Origin of the sequence: Leptolyngbya sp. NK1-12, assembly GCF_032598965.1 — a bacterium.
Classification (GTDB): domain Bacteria; phylum Cyanobacteriota; class Cyanobacteriia; order Elainellales; family Elainellaceae; genus Elainella.
The window spans coordinates 2,925,136-2,939,043 of the sequence record NZ_CP053586.1 but is presented as its reverse complement, the minus strand read 5'-3'; the positions used below and the strand labels follow the sequence as shown (position 1 = coordinate 2,939,043).

Annotated in this window: 15 protein-coding genes; 6 read left to right on the top strand and 9 right to left on the bottom strand. The window is 51.8% G+C overall.

All coding sequences use genetic code 11. The features are described 5' to 3' along the window. The first annotated feature begins 59 nt into the window (after window positions 1-59). Window positions 60-452: a nuclear transport factor 2 family protein gene (locus HJG54_RS12350; protein WP_316435264.1), complete on the top strand. Its 393-nt coding sequence runs from the start codon at window positions 60-62 to the stop codon at window positions 450-452. A 64-nt stretch (window positions 453-516) separates the two neighbouring features. On the opposite strand, the gene bioB is transcribed toward HJG54_RS12350, so the two are convergent. Then, a complete protein-coding gene (gene bioB, locus HJG54_RS12345; protein WP_316435263.1) occupies window positions 517-1,491 on the bottom strand; it encodes a biotin synthase BioB in 975 nt (324 codons plus the stop codon). 423 nt (window positions 1,492-1,914) lie between these two features. Between bioB and HJG54_RS12340 the strand changes: the two genes are divergently transcribed. Then, entirely contained in the window at window positions 1,915-2,844 is a 930-nt protein-coding gene (locus tag HJG54_RS12340; RefSeq protein ID WP_316435261.1) for a glycosyltransferase family 9 protein, read from the top strand. Between the two features lie 84 nt (window positions 2,845-2,928). Further along, window positions 2,929-3,918 carry a pentapeptide repeat-containing protein gene (locus HJG54_RS12335; RefSeq protein WP_316435260.1) on the top strand — a complete coding sequence of 330 codons (990 nt, stop codon included), beginning with the start codon at window positions 2,929-2,931 and terminating at the stop codon, window positions 3,916-3,918. Here HJG54_RS12335 and mazG read toward each other — a convergent pair. Further along, entirely contained in the window at window positions 3,915-4,784 is an 870-nt protein-coding gene (mazG, locus tag HJG54_RS12330) for a nucleoside triphosphate pyrophosphohydrolase (RefSeq protein ID WP_316435258.1), read from the bottom strand. The two genes, HJG54_RS12335 and mazG, sit on opposite strands and share 4 nt — an antisense overlap. A gap of 208 nt (window positions 4,785-4,992) precedes the next feature. On the opposite strand from mazG, the gene HJG54_RS12325 reads away from it, so the two are divergent. Then, window positions 4,993-5,349 carry a hypothetical protein gene (locus HJG54_RS12325; RefSeq protein ID WP_316435257.1) on the top strand — a complete coding sequence of 119 codons (357 nt, stop codon included), beginning with the start codon at window positions 4,993-4,995 and terminating at the stop codon, window positions 5,347-5,349. A gap of 125 nt (window positions 5,350-5,474) precedes the next feature. Here HJG54_RS12325 and HJG54_RS12320 read toward each other — a convergent pair whose 3' ends face one another. Then, a complete protein-coding gene (locus tag HJG54_RS12320) occupies window positions 5,475-5,915 on the bottom strand; it encodes a secondary thiamine-phosphate synthase enzyme YjbQ (RefSeq protein WP_316435255.1) in 441 nt (146 codons plus the stop codon). Window positions 5,916-6,134: 219 nt separating this feature from the next. Between HJG54_RS12320 and HJG54_RS12315 the strand changes: the two genes are divergently transcribed. After that, window positions 6,135-7,163, top strand: a complete 1,029-nt coding sequence (locus HJG54_RS12315) for a S1C family serine protease (RefSeq protein WP_316435254.1) — start codon at window positions 6,135-6,137, stop codon at window positions 7,161-7,163. Window positions 7,164-7,232: 69 nt separating this feature from the next. Here HJG54_RS12315 and HJG54_RS12310 read toward each other — a convergent pair whose 3' ends face one another. The 5 genes from HJG54_RS12310 to HJG54_RS12290 form a co-directional block, all read right to left on the bottom strand. Then, the gene (locus HJG54_RS12310; protein ID WP_316435253.1) at window positions 7,233-8,117 is read right to left on the bottom strand and encodes a RodZ family helix-turn-helix domain-containing protein; all 885 of its coding nucleotides are present in this window, start codon (window positions 8,115-8,117) and stop codon (window positions 7,233-7,235) included. A gap of 143 nt (window positions 8,118-8,260) precedes the next feature. Then, on the bottom strand, window positions 8,261-9,067 hold the full coding sequence (locus HJG54_RS12305) for a pseudouridine synthase (RefSeq protein WP_316435252.1): 807 nt from the start codon (window positions 9,065-9,067) through the stop codon (window positions 8,261-8,263). 301 nt (window positions 9,068-9,368) lie between these two features. Beyond that, window positions 9,369-10,742, bottom strand: a complete 1,374-nt coding sequence (locus HJG54_RS12300) for a sensor histidine kinase (protein WP_316435250.1) — start codon at window positions 10,740-10,742, stop codon at window positions 9,369-9,371. A gap of 95 nt (window positions 10,743-10,837) precedes the next feature. Next, window positions 10,838-11,599 carry a response regulator transcription factor gene (locus HJG54_RS12295; RefSeq protein ID WP_316435249.1) on the bottom strand — a complete coding sequence of 254 codons (762 nt, stop codon included), beginning with the start codon at window positions 11,597-11,599 and terminating at the stop codon, window positions 10,838-10,840. A gap of 245 nt (window positions 11,600-11,844) precedes the next feature. Further along, window positions 11,845-12,174, bottom strand: coding sequence for a hypothetical protein (locus HJG54_RS12290; RefSeq protein ID WP_036005243.1), 330 nt, complete (start codon window positions 12,172-12,174; stop codon window positions 11,845-11,847). 165 nt (window positions 12,175-12,339) lie between these two features. Between HJG54_RS12290 and aat the strand changes: the two genes are divergently transcribed. After that, window positions 12,340-12,927 (top strand): leucyl/phenylalanyl-tRNA--protein transferase, encoded by a 588-nt coding sequence (gene aat, locus HJG54_RS12285; RefSeq protein WP_316435248.1) that lies wholly within the window; start codon window positions 12,340-12,342, stop codon window positions 12,925-12,927. A gap of 15 nt (window positions 12,928-12,942) precedes the next feature. Here aat and HJG54_RS12280 read toward each other — a convergent pair whose 3' ends face one another. Then, entirely contained in the window at window positions 12,943-13,845 is a 903-nt protein-coding gene (locus HJG54_RS12280) for a cell division protein FtsX (protein ID WP_316435247.1), read from the bottom strand. Window positions 13,846-13,908 lie beyond the last annotated feature (63 nt).

The following is a 13,908-nucleotide window of genomic DNA, read 5'->3' as shown; positions in this document are numbered from 1 at the left end:
AAACCTCAAAACTTAAATTGAAGCGCTACAATCTAGACCGCTAAACTCGGAGGTTTTCTATGACCACTGCTCAAGATGTATTGGCAACCAATCAAGCCTTTTATCAAGCCTTTGAGCGACTAGACATCGATGCCTTGAGCCTAGTTTGGTCGAAGGCTCCTAAGGTCACCTGCATTCACCCCGGACGGTCGGCTCTACGCGGATGGGAGCAGATTCGCTTCTCCTGGGATCAAATCTTTAGAAACACCAAGCAGCTCGAAGTAGCCGCAGATGTGATCGCCACTGAAGTGATTGGCAATGTCGCCTATGTGGTGCTAGTGGAAAACCTGGTGCAGGTGGTGCCGGAGCGGCGGATGGAAGTGCAGACGATGGTGACCAACATTTTTGAATACGAAGACGGCAACTGGTTCTTGGTGCACCGGCACACTAGTCCGATGATGCAGTCAGCCTAGTGCAGGCAGCCTAGTGCAGGCAGCCGATTGAAAGAAACTTGGGAATGCTAATGTGCCTCAACCACTAATGTGCCTCAGCAAACGGCTGGAGGGCAACGGCTCCAATTGTCTCTAATAGCTGATTGTCTGCATCTCGCTCTGGGTTACTGGTGGTTAGCAGCATTTCGCCGTAGAAAATCGAATTGACTCCAGCCATGAAGCAAAGCACCTGAGCTTCCCGACTGAGGCGACTACGTCCGGCGCTGAGGCGAATCTTGGCCCTGGGCATCAAAATCCGAGCGGTGGCGCACATCCGCACCAAATCGAATGAATCAACGGGCTGCTGGTTTTGCAATGGCGTTCCTTCAACGGCGGTCAGAGCGTTAATTGGCACACTTTCGGGATGAGGCTGCATGGTTGCCAAAATCTCCAGCATGCGGGCACGGTCAATGACGGTTTCGCCCAGACCAATGATGCCGCCACAGCACACGGTAATTCCAGATCGGCGCACACAATCCAGCGTCTTCAGGCGGTCCCCATAGGTGCGGCTGGTAATAATCTGGTCGTAATATTCCGGGCTGGTGTCAAGATTATGGTTATAGGCTGTGAGTCCTGCCTCGGCTAAGCGCTGTGCCTGCGCATCGTTCAGCATGCCTGCCGTCACACAGGCTTCCAGCCCCAAAGAGCGCACCCCCCGCACCATTGCCAGCATCTCTTCAAATGCCTTGCCTTCGCGGATCTCCCGCCAAGCCCAGCCCATACAAAATCGAGTCGCGCCCAACTCCTTCGCCCGCTGCGCCGACGTCAACACCGCTTCCACATCCATCACCGGCTGCGGCTGTACGTTTGTTTGGTAATGAGCCGACTGAGGGCAATAGGCACAATCCTCCGCACACCCTCCTGTTTTGACACTGAGCAGCGTTGCCAACTGAATCTCATTGCCAGGGTTATGCTGCCGATGCACCGTCTGTGCCCGATAGATCAAATCCAGCAGCGGCTGTTGCAAAATTTCAACAATTTCAGCAGTCGTCCAGTCGTGACGGGCAGTATTCTCCAGCATGGGGGTGATCTCAGTTGGTTCAGCTTTTGATCATACCGCCTGAGGGGGATGGGGGAGATGGGGAAGGTGTAAGTGCTAAGTCCTTTGGATTAACTTCGTCAACGGATTGGCTAAGTGGGTTGCACTTGGTTCGCGGATGCCAACATGTAGCGTGCCCCTGGGACTTGAACAATGAAGGAAGAGCAAACTACTTCTCCATCTCCCCCACCTCCTTCATCTCCCCCACCTCCTTCATCTCCCCCACCTCCTTCATCTCCCCCACCTCCTTCATCTCCCCCACCTCCATCTCCCCTATCATTTCCCAATACTGTTCGCGGGATAGTTGAATGAGAATCGCTGACCTGCTAAGTTAATCGAGGCAATGGCCTTTGATAAAAAGAAACATTTCCCTTAACCACCTGTTGGATCCTTCAGCCTAGTCTTATGCAAGTAGTAGCTCTTGTCCCTGGCGGAATTGGTGAACAAATCCTATTTTTTCCTACGTTGGATCACCTGAAACAGCGCTATCCCAAATCTGAGATTGACGTGGTGGTAGAGCCACGAGCTAAGGCGGCCTATCGAGTTTCCAAGTCGGTCAATGACGTGTTGCTGTTTGACTTTCAGGATCGTAATAGTCCAGCGGATTGGGCCAACCTGCTGGGGGTATTGCGCGACCGAGACTATGAAGCTGTTCTCTCGGCGGATCGCAGCAGCGGTACGAATCTTCTACTATGGCTGACGGGTATTCCGACGCGGGTCGGCTATGCTAGCGGCACGAGCAAACTGTTTTTGACCAATGCGGTGCCCTTCAAGGCGGATCAATATCTGCCCTATGTCTATCACGATCTGCTGCAAGGATTGGCAATTACTGGCCCCTGTCCGGAGCTGTCATTGCGGATTCCCAAGGCTGATCAAGACTGGGCCGAAGCCGAGCGTAAACGTTTGGGCATCAATGGTTATGTGTTGATTTGCCCTGATAGCCCGACAGGATACTCGTTAGAAAACTGGCGGCAAATTATTCAAGATTTTCAGCAAAAGCAGCCGGAACTGCCGGTTGTGGTGGTTCAGACTGAAGAGAATCAAGATGTCGTGATAGGTTTGTCTCAAACCTGCCCTGGGCTAAAAGTCACCAAACCGGGCGATCTGGGCAAATTGGCAGCGATGATTGCCGGAGCCAACCTGATGCTTTGCACCGAAGGCGTACCGATGCATCTGGCCGTGGCGCTGCAAGTTTATACCCTGGTGCTGTTTGGCTCCACCGATCCAGCAAAAGCACTGCCTAAAGCCGACAAATTTCTTGGCCTGCAATCCGCGACCGGCAAACTTGCCGATATTTCACCAGAACAGGTGTTGCAAAAGGTTTGGGGCGGCTAACGGAACGCTAGACTAGAACTTTGAACTAAGGGTGGTGGCAGCCCAGTCATTTCACCATTTCCTCATCCTTTCACTAAGGCAATCATGGCGTTCCTGAGCGGGTACAAACTCGACCGACGAGATATCAGAGCCTTTAGCATTCTGGCGCTGTTTTTTGGCTTTCTAGCCAGCTTTGCGGGCTGGATCGTTTCAGGACACATGGCCAAAGCCGATCGCGTCAATCGCTTACTAGAAACGAAAGTCTGCTCGAACTGTGACCTGGATGGAACCGACCTGGACAAGGCGGATTTGGAGCAAGCGGAGCTAGAAGATGTCACTCTGCGCCGAACCCGCTTGGAAAATGCGAACCTGCAATCGGCTAATTTGCTGCGGGCTATTCTGAGCGAGGCCCACCTCAAGCGAGCAAACCTAAGTGATGCCAACCTAGACGAAGCAATTTTGAATCAAGTGAATCTGGACGAAGCCAACTTGAGTGGCGCGGATTTGAGTCGAGCCTATTTGGGTGATTCTAGCTTGCGGCAGGCAAACCTGATTGGCGCGGATTTGAGTGAAACCAACCTGGCCAGAGCCGATCTCAGCGATGCCAATTTGCGGGATACCGACCTGGGAGACACCAATCTCAGCCGCGCTCACCTCCCCTCGGCCGATCTGCGCCGCGCTCACTTAGGTGGAGCCGATTTGGATAGCGTCACCCTCACCGAAGCCAACCTGTTTCGGGCCAATTTACCCAGGGCTAACCTGAATCGCGCCAAGTTGCAGAAAACCGATTTGCAGGACGCCAACCTCAGTAATGCCGACCTCAGCCACGCAGATTTGTCGAACGCCAATCTGAGCAATGCCTACCTGGGAGAAGCCAATCTCAGCCACGCCAATCTCAGCGGCACAACCATGTTTGGCACCAATCTAGCTAAGGCCAACCTAAGTCATGCCGATTTAAGTGGAGCCAACTTTAGCGGTGTCAATCTGCGCCGCGCCGACTTGAGTGGAGCCAACCTCAGTGGTATCGATCTCAGCTCTGCCAAACTCTGCAAAACCCGAATGCCGGATGAAACAGTGGAGAATCGCGATTGTTAGCTGTCTTGCTTCAATTTCGCCTTTGCCTGTTGCCAGAATTGCTCCAACTCTTCGATTGAGAATTCTGTGATTGAACGTCCGCCCAAAGCTTGCTCTACCTGAGCAAATCGGTCGATGAACCGCTGATTAGTGCCCTGCAGGGCAGCTTCTGGGTCAAGGTCATACCAGCGGGCCAAATTGACGATGGTAAACAGCAAATCGCCGAGTTCAGCTTCCTGTTCAGCCTTGGTCTCTGCCTTTAGCGCCTGTTCAAATTCGCCCAACTCTTCGTGGAATTTTTCCCAAACGCCCTCCACGTTATCCCACTCGAAGCCGACACCAGCAGCTTTGCGGGAGATCTTCATGGCAGCAGTCAAGGGTGGCAGCGAGCGAGCGTAGCGGCTGAGGCGGGGTGTCAGTCGGGCATCGGTTTTGGCCTGCTCTTCTTGGGCTTTAATTTGCTCCCAATTGCGGTGCACTTCTTCGCTGTCTTGCACCTGTACGTCCCCAAACACATGGGGGTGGCGGCGAATCAGCTTCTCGGTAATATTGTTAGCCACTGCAGCTAGGTCAAACTGCTGATATTCTTTGGCAATTTGGGCCTGTAGCACTACTTGCAGCAACAGATCGCCCAATTCATCGGCAATCGCGTCTGGATGGCCCTGCCGAATCGCGTCCACCACTTCGTAGGCTTCTTCCAGCACATAGGGAATTAGCGTCTGTGGCGTTTGCTCCAAATCCCAGGGACAGCCGCCCTCTGGAGAACGCAGTTGCGCCACCACGTTGATCAGGCGTTGCAGCGCATGCAGGGTAGCAGCATCGGTTGTATGATTGATTGCACGATCAATTGCACTATTGGTGGCGCCAGAAGAGGGGCTGTTAGACACGGTTGTAAAGAAACTAAACGTCCTTATCTAGTCTATAAGGAGGTGCAAGGGGATGGGAGATGCGGCCCGTGAGCCTCGCCGAACGAGGGGAGATGAGGAAGGGTATATCCGTACTGATAGTGGCGTGAGATCCGCTCTGTTTATAGCGTTCAGAGGTTCTTGCTCAATTTAAACTAGAAGTTGAGTGTATAGAGCAAGACCCATATCAATGAAAATTCAATCGTCCATGTTGGTCCATTTGGGGTTCGGCAAATATGTTCGCTCTGACCAAGTGACCGCCTTAATTCCGGTGGAAGAGGAGCGAGGACCAGGACGACGCACGTTTGTCTATGTGCAGGGGCAAGCTAATCCCTTAGTGGCATCTCGTGCTGAAGATACAATCGTTCGGGATCTGGTGCAAGAGCCGCGTGAAGTAACGCAAGCCCGTCAGCAGCAAGAAATTTTGCAGGATTTACTGGAAGACCTATCGAAGGTGAATTCGACCGTGCGTCGGATCAGTCGCGATGAGGGTGGATTGGATCTAGACCAACTAGAACGCCGCATTAATCGCGTCCTGGAAGACTAGTTTTGTAAGGTGAACCCAGCAAAGGCCCGGTTTAGGACCGGGTTTTTTAATGAGTCAAATCGGCCATTTGTAAAACAGGCAAATGATTTGCTAAAGAGCTAACGATCATTTGCAACACGGCTAGCCTACATGCCCGAAACCTGGATCAAGAGCGTGCGTTGCCGCGGGCCATCTAGCTCAAAAAACAGTACCGCCTGGTAGGTTCCTAGCGCCAGCTTACCCTGGATAACTGGAATAGTTTCATTCGTGCTCAGGGTCATTGCCATTAAGTGGGAATGCGCGTTCATCGGCTCATCCTCAGGAATGTTCTCTCGCAGGTGCAGATCATTGTGTAAGTAAGGTTCTGAAGTGGGAGCCAGTTTCTTCAGATAGGCTTTTATGTCTTCGAGCAGGCGGGGTTCATATTCATTGATCGCCAATGCAGTTGTTGTATGGCGCGAAAACACCAGGATTTGCCCATTTTGGATGCCGGTTTGGCTGAGAAAATCTTGGATTCGAGGTGTGACGTTGTAGATGCCGATGCCAGGTTCTGTTTTCAGCTCAAAAATCTCGTGAACAATTGGCATAGATTTCAAATGCAGCAGTAGATACAGAGTCTTTCCATTCTCTCTTGTTTTTTGCTGCCCTTTTGCCTGAACTGCCTAAACTGTCTGAGATGGCCTGATGTCGTGATAGCCGTCCCTACCACCGCGATCTCCGTACTGCTGGACCACAAAATCAAATCTAGCTTGGAAAATGGATGAACAACTCTATGAATCTATAAACGCAAACAGGGAGCCACATCCATGTCGCACCTCACACTGATCTCAAATGAAAACTTTGAAACGACAGCGGCTTCTGTGCCTCACTCCGTTAGCGATGATGCGCTCCTAGATGCCTATTCTCAGGCTGTGATTCGCGTGGCGGAACAGGTGGGTCCGTCGGTGGTGAATATTGAGGTGTACCAGCCTCAGCGCCGTCGCCATGCAGTCGCCTCAGAAGCGCAGGGGAATGGGTCTGGCTTCCTCATTACGCCCGATGGCTACATCCTGACTAACAGCCATGTCGTGCATGGTGCTAGCCGGATCGAAGTGACCCTGGCCGATGGGCGCAAAGGCACGGCTGAGTTAATTGGGGACGATCCAGATACCGATTTAGCGGTGATTCGGATTCATGCTGCCAATTTGGTTCCAGCTAAGCTCGGCGATTCTCAAGCGATCCGGGTGGGGCAGTTGGTGGTAGCAATCGGTAACCCCTACGGCTTTCAGGCCACTGTGACAGCGGGGGTTGTGAGTGCCTTAGGCCGATCCTTGCGTGCCCGTTCAGGTCGCCTGCTCAATGACGTGATTCAAACCGACGCGGCACTGAACCCCGGTAACTCTGGTGGGCCGCTGGTAGCATCCAACGGTGAAGTAATTGGAGTGAACACGGCAATTATCCTACCGGCTCAAGGGATCTGCTTCGCAACTGCGATCAACACAGCCAAGTTTGTCACAGCAGCACTGATTATGGAGGGCCGGATCCGGCGGGGGTATATTGGCGTCAGCGGTCAAAATGTACCGCTTCATCGTCGGTTAGTGCGCTACCATGATCTGCCGGTAGAAACGGGCGTGTTGGTTCTGTCTACGGAACTGGGAAGCCCAGCTAACCAAGCGGGTTTGATCCAAGGAGATGTAATTGTCGGATTAGATGACGAACCGATTGCCAGCATTGATGACCTGCACCGCCGCCTGACTGGAGAACGAGTGGGGCTACGCTCAACCCTAATCGTGATTCGCGGCACCGAGAAGCTTCAGGTCACCATTACGCCAGAGGAGTCCAGATCAAAGGGCTAGCAATAGGCACAACAATAACAACAGTTGGGGGGAAGGCTTTCCCCTTTTGACTTTCTGCCTTCTTTCTGCTTAATTTTGCTCAGTTGACTGGCTCTCTGCTGTACTTTCGGTTGAGGAGGCACTAGAGCTGGTTTGCGTCGAAGCAAATGTTTTCTCCTCGACTGCACCGGGTGCTCCCATCTGCTCAGCTTTGCCACCATTGTGGGCTATCGTCACACCGCCTGCATTGCCCGCTCGGATGCGGACTTGTTTATCGGCGGTCCAGGTCCGTTCGGTGCCTTCAGGTAGCACCTCTGCCAGTTTCACCTCCCCATCGGTCTCAACTTCCAGCCATGACTGCGCGGTCAGTTTGACATCGACGCGGACGGGTTTATCAGAAGCAGCATTCCGGGTGCGATTTGCCATGCTGCGAGGCGTGAGGCTTCCTGTAGCAGCGCCTTGCGGATTCGATGAATTAGTCGCTGGAGACGTGGTGGGAACAATGGCCTGGGTGGAAGAGCTATTTCCCGGGCGGACATTGACTGAACTGGGAGCAGGGGCCGAACGTCCCACAATGTAAGACAAGAGGCTGACGGAGGCCATGATCAGCACAATGTAGGCAATATACAAATGCAAGGGCCGCAACTGAGCCGCAGGGGAATCTTTCCAGGAAGATGAAGCAATCTGCAAACTCTTTTCGGCTGGAAAAGCTTCAGCAAATTCTACTCCATCTAGGCCCATAGCCTCGGCATAGCGGCGAATAAAGCCCTGCACATAAACCGGTTCGGGTAATTGGTGCAATTTGCCCTCTTCAATAGCTTTTAGCAGCCGGGGCTGAATCAGCGTGCGGGCTGCCACATCTTCCAGAGATAGCCCACCCTCTTCTCGGACATGCCGGAGATAAGCACCAATCTGCATCAGCCGCTCAACCTGCTCTTGCTGGAGGTGGGAAACATCTCTGGCCATAGTCTTCATATCACTCACTCACCAAGTCATTAAAGGGCAAAAATTAAACAATCCAATAATTCAACATCCGACAATTCAACAACAGACCAAAACGCAGAACACGAAATTAGATTTTGACTGGAATAGCATCAGGATTTACTTTGACCTACAGCTTACATCGGTGCAACCCTTTGTTTGGTAACCTCGTTTTGTTTGGCAACCTCTTTTGCGGACAAGCCCTGCTGCTTAGCCTGTTGTACTTCGCTTTGCAAAAACGCTACCTCATCTGGATACAGTGCCCGATATTGGCCAGTTTCTAACTTGCCAAGCTGGATCGTACCAATCGCCACTCGATGGAGCTGCATCACAGGAAACCCAAGTTGCTCTGCCACCCGACGAATTTGGCGATTTCTGCCTTCTTTTAGCCGAATTTCTAGCAGGGTTGCCTGGTGGTTTGTTTGCAACACTCGCACCTCGGCTGGTCGGGTCAAACGGCCTTCTAGGAGAACTCCCTGCCGCCACTGTCGTAACACCGCCTCTGAAGGATGGCCCTGGACCCGAACTCGATAGATTTTGGCAATAGAGTGGCGAGGATGGGTGAGGCAAGCCGTTACTTCTCCATCATTGGTTAGAAGCAGTGCTCCAGTAGAAGCCGCATCCAATCGCCCAACTGGGTGTAATCCTAATTGCCGCATTGCCGCAGGCAGTAGATTCAGCACTGTGGGACGACCTTGGGGATCATGACAGGTGGAAACAACTCCTGCCGGTTTATGTAGCAGTAGGTACGTGGTTTGGGGACGAGCGTTGAGCTGAATTAGTTTCCCATCCACTTCGATGGAGTCAACCTGCGGATCCGCTTTTTGACCTAGCTGCCCTACAGCTCCGTTTAAGCGTACACGTCCATCCAGAATCATCTGCTCGGCCTGACGGCGAGAAGCAATTCCCCACTGCGACAAAATTTTCTGCAATCGTTCAGTCATATTGGACCAGAAGCAAAAACAGAGGTTGCGGTTCCTCAACAATTTTCGGCGTATGCTCCCTTGCAACAAACCACCCGGTTACAACTCCAAAAATTGAGACTAGCTCTGACAAAGTAAGGAGGCTAAAAAAGATTTATGTACAAATATTACAAGCAATGGTGGTCTTCAGGATGCCCTTTTCTAGCCTACTGAATTGGAGTGCAGATTTAGTTTCTGGGCCTTTAGTTTCTGGTCCAGGTTGGATCTGGCTTTTTTGATTAGAGCGGTTGATTAAACGGCGTTGATTGGAATGCTGATGGGATCAGCCATTCGGAGAGTGCCATGGAAGCCGCACCTGAAGCCAAGCCCCGCCGGTTTCCGGATGATTGCTGGCGCTGACCGATCCTTGATGGGCTTCCACAATTTGCCGCACGATGGCGAGTCCCAGTCCACTGCCGCCTTGTAGATGTCCATCATATTGCATTTGGACTGTGCCGTTGGTCATGCCAGTTCTGAGTGAACTCTCTCGATCCAGCTCGGAGCTATCCGCAGGCAACACCCGTGAGCGAGATGGATCGGCGCGGTAGAACCGTTCAAATACATAAGGCAGTGCTTTTTCAGGAAACCCAGGGCCAGAATCAATCACCTCCAAACAAACCAAGGGGACTCCGGCAAAGGTGGTAGTTTGAGTAGTGTCAACACTGACTTTGACTTGAATCAAATGCTCGACAGGGCTGTACTTGATGCTGTTGTCAAGCAGGTTAATCAACAACCGGTGGATGCGGGGTTCATCCAGCTGCATCATCAGACGTTCAGGGCCAGAATAGTCCAGCCGCAATTGCTTCCGCCGAGCCAGCGGCTCCAGGCTGCTCCAAACCGCATGAATCAAACTGACCAGATCGATTGTTTTAAGTTGGGACAGTTGCAGGGAAGCGCGCTGCATCTGGTTCAGGTCCAGCAGGTCTTGGACGAGATTGCTGAGGCGGATCGTTTCGTTGATCAGCCGGTCCACCCAAGTTCTCAGACTCGGATCCAGGCGAATTTGTAGCGTCTCTGCCACAAGACGAATTGAAGTTAGCGGAGTTTTCAGTTCATGGGCTAGGTCCGAAGTCCATTGGTCCCGCTGTCGCATCAAAGCCATCACTTCCTGACGGTTTTCCAGAAAAACACCGACCTGGTTATCGGGTAATGGCAGACCGTAACCTTGCAGGGTGATGGCAGGTTGCCGCGATAGATCGGATGGATCGGCACTGGTTGGATAAAACGTCCAATTACTATGGCAAGGTTGGCCCGCATTCCGCGCTTGCTCGATCAAATCATCTAGCTCATAGGAGCGCACCAGCTCCAGAAGTAAACGCGGCTTTGGCCAACTGGCCTCTGGCGAAATTCCCAGAATGTTGCGGGCCTGCAAGTTACACCAGAGCAAGCGATTTTCATCATCGACTTGGAGATAGCCGATGGGCGCAACTTGAAGGATTTGCTGCAACACCTCGAGCTGTTGCTGGAGTTGGAGTTGCTCTTTGCGGTGCTGGGAAACCGCGAGGGACAGCTGAGATGTCAGCGGAAACGGTGAATGGTCAGCGCTGGACTGTAGCTTACGCAACACTTTCTTGAGGCGGACATTCGAACGGATTTGCTGCCACCCCAGTAGCAGTAGTCCGACCAGTAATCCAAGGAGAAAGTCTAGGACTGCCACAATGTCATTTGCGCTCGGATAAGGTTAGCCTAGGTGAGCAAAAGCCCTTGAAGAGAAGCAGTACACTTACCACCTTAGCTGAATCCTAGGATGTCTTAACCGAATCGGTAGCCAAAGCCTCTTACAGTCAGTAAATATTCTGGACGACTCGGGTCGAGTTCCAATTTTTCGCGCAGCCAGCGGATATGCACATCGACCGTTTTGCTGTCGCCCATAAAGTCGGGTCCCCAAATTCGCTCAATTAACTGTTCCCGCGACCAAACCCGACGCGGATGGGACATAAACAGCTCTAGAATCCGAAACTCTTTGGGTGATAGGTTGACTTCTTCGCCGCGAATCGTGACACGACACTCCTGCGGATACAGCACAATCTCGTGAAACCGCAATGCTGCCTCCTGAACCTGAAGCTGAGAACGCCGATGCCGCCGTAGCAACGCCCGACAGCGAGCAATCAATTCTCGCATGCCAAAAGGTTTGGTCAAGTAATCGTCTGCCCCCACCTCTAATCCCACTACCCGATCCGTTTCAGTTCCCTTGGCGCTTAGCATCAGGATGGGAACATTGCTGCCTTCATGGCGGACTAGGCGACACAGATCCAACCCATTGACATAGGGCAGCATCAAGTCTAGTATAACTAGATCAAACGTGATAGCTTCTGCCTGGCTTGGTTCACCAATCTTTGAAATGAATTCCAGCCCTTTGCGGCCATCCTCAGCCGTAAACACTTCGTAGCCTTCTTCAGCTAGTGCCAGCGCAATTGTTTCTCGAATTAGCTCTTCATCCTCAACAATTAAAACTCGCCCTAGCTTAACCTCCTGTTGAAATCGAGTTGCTTCTGGCGTGATTGCAAGTGGCATACAGCTCCTGTGTTTCAGCGCTTCTAGCTCATAGTAGCAGAACAGGGAATACCTGCTGCTTGAAAAGAACATTAAGCCAGCTTTTTTAACTGTTGTTAACGATACAACTAGTCTATACAATTAACTCCGCCATTCGTTCAGTTATTAGCGCAGTCTGCTGGTTTGGACTAAACCTGAACTGACTGGCTGATTGTGCGCTAACTAACTGATAACTACTGGTGGTAACTACTAACTACTGGTGGTAACTACTGGCCACAACAGCGATCTACACCCAAGCTATTGAGCAATAAATCACTGACGGCATTGGCAACGGCGAATTCGCTAAAAAAGCTTTTAGAAAAGTCAAATGCCTGCATTTCAGTGACGATAGCAATCACCAGGGATCCGAGGTCATTTTCTCCCTCCATGCGTTGCCGAACGAAGACTTGGGCAGCTCTAGCAGCAATGGTTTGATTAATCGCTTCTGGAATAAATTCCTGGTCTAGCCACTGATGCAAAGCTGCCTGCAGCCACTCTCCTTCCTGTTGGGGATTTTGAGCCGCCGGTAAAGTAATTGATTGAATCGGTTCTGCCATAGACGACACTCCGTCGGAAAAATATCAGAATCGAGTTCAAAGGGCTGAAGATGCAGGTCAGCCCTGCCACAAGTGAAATCACAGCAACTTAGCGAGATCGCGTCAGCCGTTATTGCTATGGTAATCAGCATAAAACAGAGCACAGCCATTCGTGACTAGAAGTTTGTGACTAGAAATCAATACGACATTGAGGAAATTATTCGCGGCTATGCCCAGGGCTACTTCTTAATGGCGAATGAACCGGGTGCAGGTCTAGCCTGGTATTCCAGCCGAGAGCGAGCGCTTATTCCGCTGGACAATCGGTTTCGCTATCCCCGGTCGTTGCAGCGCGTGCTGAACCAAGAGCGGTTTACAACTGCGATCAGCCGCGATTTTTGTGCTGTTGTAGAAGGCTGTGCCAACCGTGAAACGACCTGGATTTCTGATGAACTCAAAGCAATCTACTGGGAACTGCATCAAGCAGGTTGGGCACATAGCTTTGAAGTTTGGCAGGGCGACGAATTGGCAGGCGGCATTTTGGGAATCGTGATCGGCGGAGCGTTTATTGGCGAATCTATGTTTTATCGGATCCCAGATGGATCGAAGGTGGCAATGGTAAAACTGGTGGAACGGCTGCGGGCGCGTCAGTTTATTTTGTTTGATGCCCAAATGACCAACCCTCACCTGGAGCGGTTTGGCGCTTTCATCATCTCCCAACGAGACTATCAGCGATTGCTGCGGCAAGCTCTACAATGCAACTGTTCGTTTTTGTAGAAAGCGGCCCATCTTCTACCGAACCGCAAACTTACGCACAGCAAACAAGCTGCCCAGCAGCCCCACCGAACAACCTAACCCCAGGAGTGACAGCGGCAGGAGCCAACTCTGCTGAGAACTGAGCCGCATAGTGATTTTGAGAAACTGGATGAATTCTGACTGCTGAGCCAACAGGCTAGCAATAAACTGCTGCACGCCAGTGATCAGCCCCCAGGCAATAAATGCGCCGACAATTCCCAAAACCAAGCCCTGCAAAATAAACGGCAGGTAGATCCAGGTTGTCGTAGCCCCCACAAGCTGCATTACCTCAATCTCGTGCCGCCGAGCCATCACAATCAGGCGAATCGTGGTAGTAATCACGGCAATCGCAGTCAGCGAGAGAACGACAATCATTCCGAAACTGAGCCAATTCAAGCCTTGATTCAGTTGACTGATCCGCTGCACTGCCTCATCGACATACAGTACTTGGTCAACCCCCTGTATTGCCTGGAGTTTCTGCGCTAGAGATGGAACGGCTTCTGCATCCTTGGCCTTTACCTTTAATTCATCGACAAGCGGATTTCCGTTTAACTGCTCGGTAGCGCCTTGAATATCTGCTAGCCCCATGTCTCGTAACAGGGCTGACCAAGCGGCTTCTTTAGTAACAGTTGTGACGGAGGCTACTTCCGGCATGGCCTCTACACTAGAGCCCAAATCTGCGGCCTGAATGCCCGTATCCAGGTAAACTGACACTTCTAATTGACTGCCAAATTGCGTCAGCAGACCTTCCAATTGCCAAGATGCCTGCAGGCTAATGCCGAACAAAAACAGTAAAACCGTTACGGTGCTTACCGCCGCCCAGTTCATCCATCCGCCTCGTTTTAGCCCAATCAGGGTTTCGCGGAGAAGATAGTCCGATTTGGTTAAAACTTGCAGCACGCCTGCAACTCCTCAGCTCTTAGCGACACGCGAATCGAAACATTCGACACTCAACCAGAATGC

What these genes read in the sequence shown, in the direction of transcription:
- HJG54_RS12350 (WP_316435264.1), top strand. Translation starts at nt 60, where the DNA reads ATGACCACTGCTCAAGATGTATTGGCAACCAATCAAGCCTTTTATCAA.
- HJG54_RS12315 (WP_316435254.1), top strand. Translation starts at nt 6,135, where the DNA reads ATGTCGCACCTCACACTGATCTCAAATGAAAACTTTGAAACGACAGCG.
- HJG54_RS12320 (WP_316435255.1), bottom strand. Translation starts at nt 5,915, where the DNA reads ATGCCAATTGTTCACGAGATTTTTGAGCTGAAAACAGAACCTGGCATC.
- HJG54_RS12310 (WP_316435253.1), bottom strand. Translation starts at nt 8,117, where the DNA reads ATGAAGACTATGGCCAGAGATGTTTCCCACCTCCAGCAAGAGCAGGTT.
- bioB (WP_316435263.1), bottom strand. Translation starts at nt 1,491, where the DNA reads ATGCTGGAGAATACTGCCCGTCACGACTGGACGACTGCTGAAATTGTT.
- HJG54_RS12340 (WP_316435261.1), top strand. Translation starts at nt 1,915, where the DNA reads ATGCAAGTAGTAGCTCTTGTCCCTGGCGGAATTGGTGAACAAATCCTA.
- HJG54_RS12325 (WP_316435257.1), top strand. Translation starts at nt 4,993, where the DNA reads ATGAAAATTCAATCGTCCATGTTGGTCCATTTGGGGTTCGGCAAATAT.
- HJG54_RS12290 (WP_036005243.1), bottom strand. Translation starts at nt 12,174, where the DNA reads ATGGCAGAACCGATTCAATCAATTACTTTACCGGCGGCTCAAAATCCC.
- HJG54_RS12305 (WP_316435252.1), bottom strand. Translation starts at nt 9,067, where the DNA reads ATGACTGAACGATTGCAGAAAATTTTGTCGCAGTGGGGAATTGCTTCT.
- HJG54_RS12335 (WP_316435260.1), top strand. Translation starts at nt 2,929, where the DNA reads ATGGCGTTCCTGAGCGGGTACAAACTCGACCGACGAGATATCAGAGCC.
- HJG54_RS12295 (WP_316435249.1), bottom strand. Translation starts at nt 11,599, where the DNA reads ATGCCACTTGCAATCACGCCAGAAGCAACTCGATTTCAACAGGAGGTT.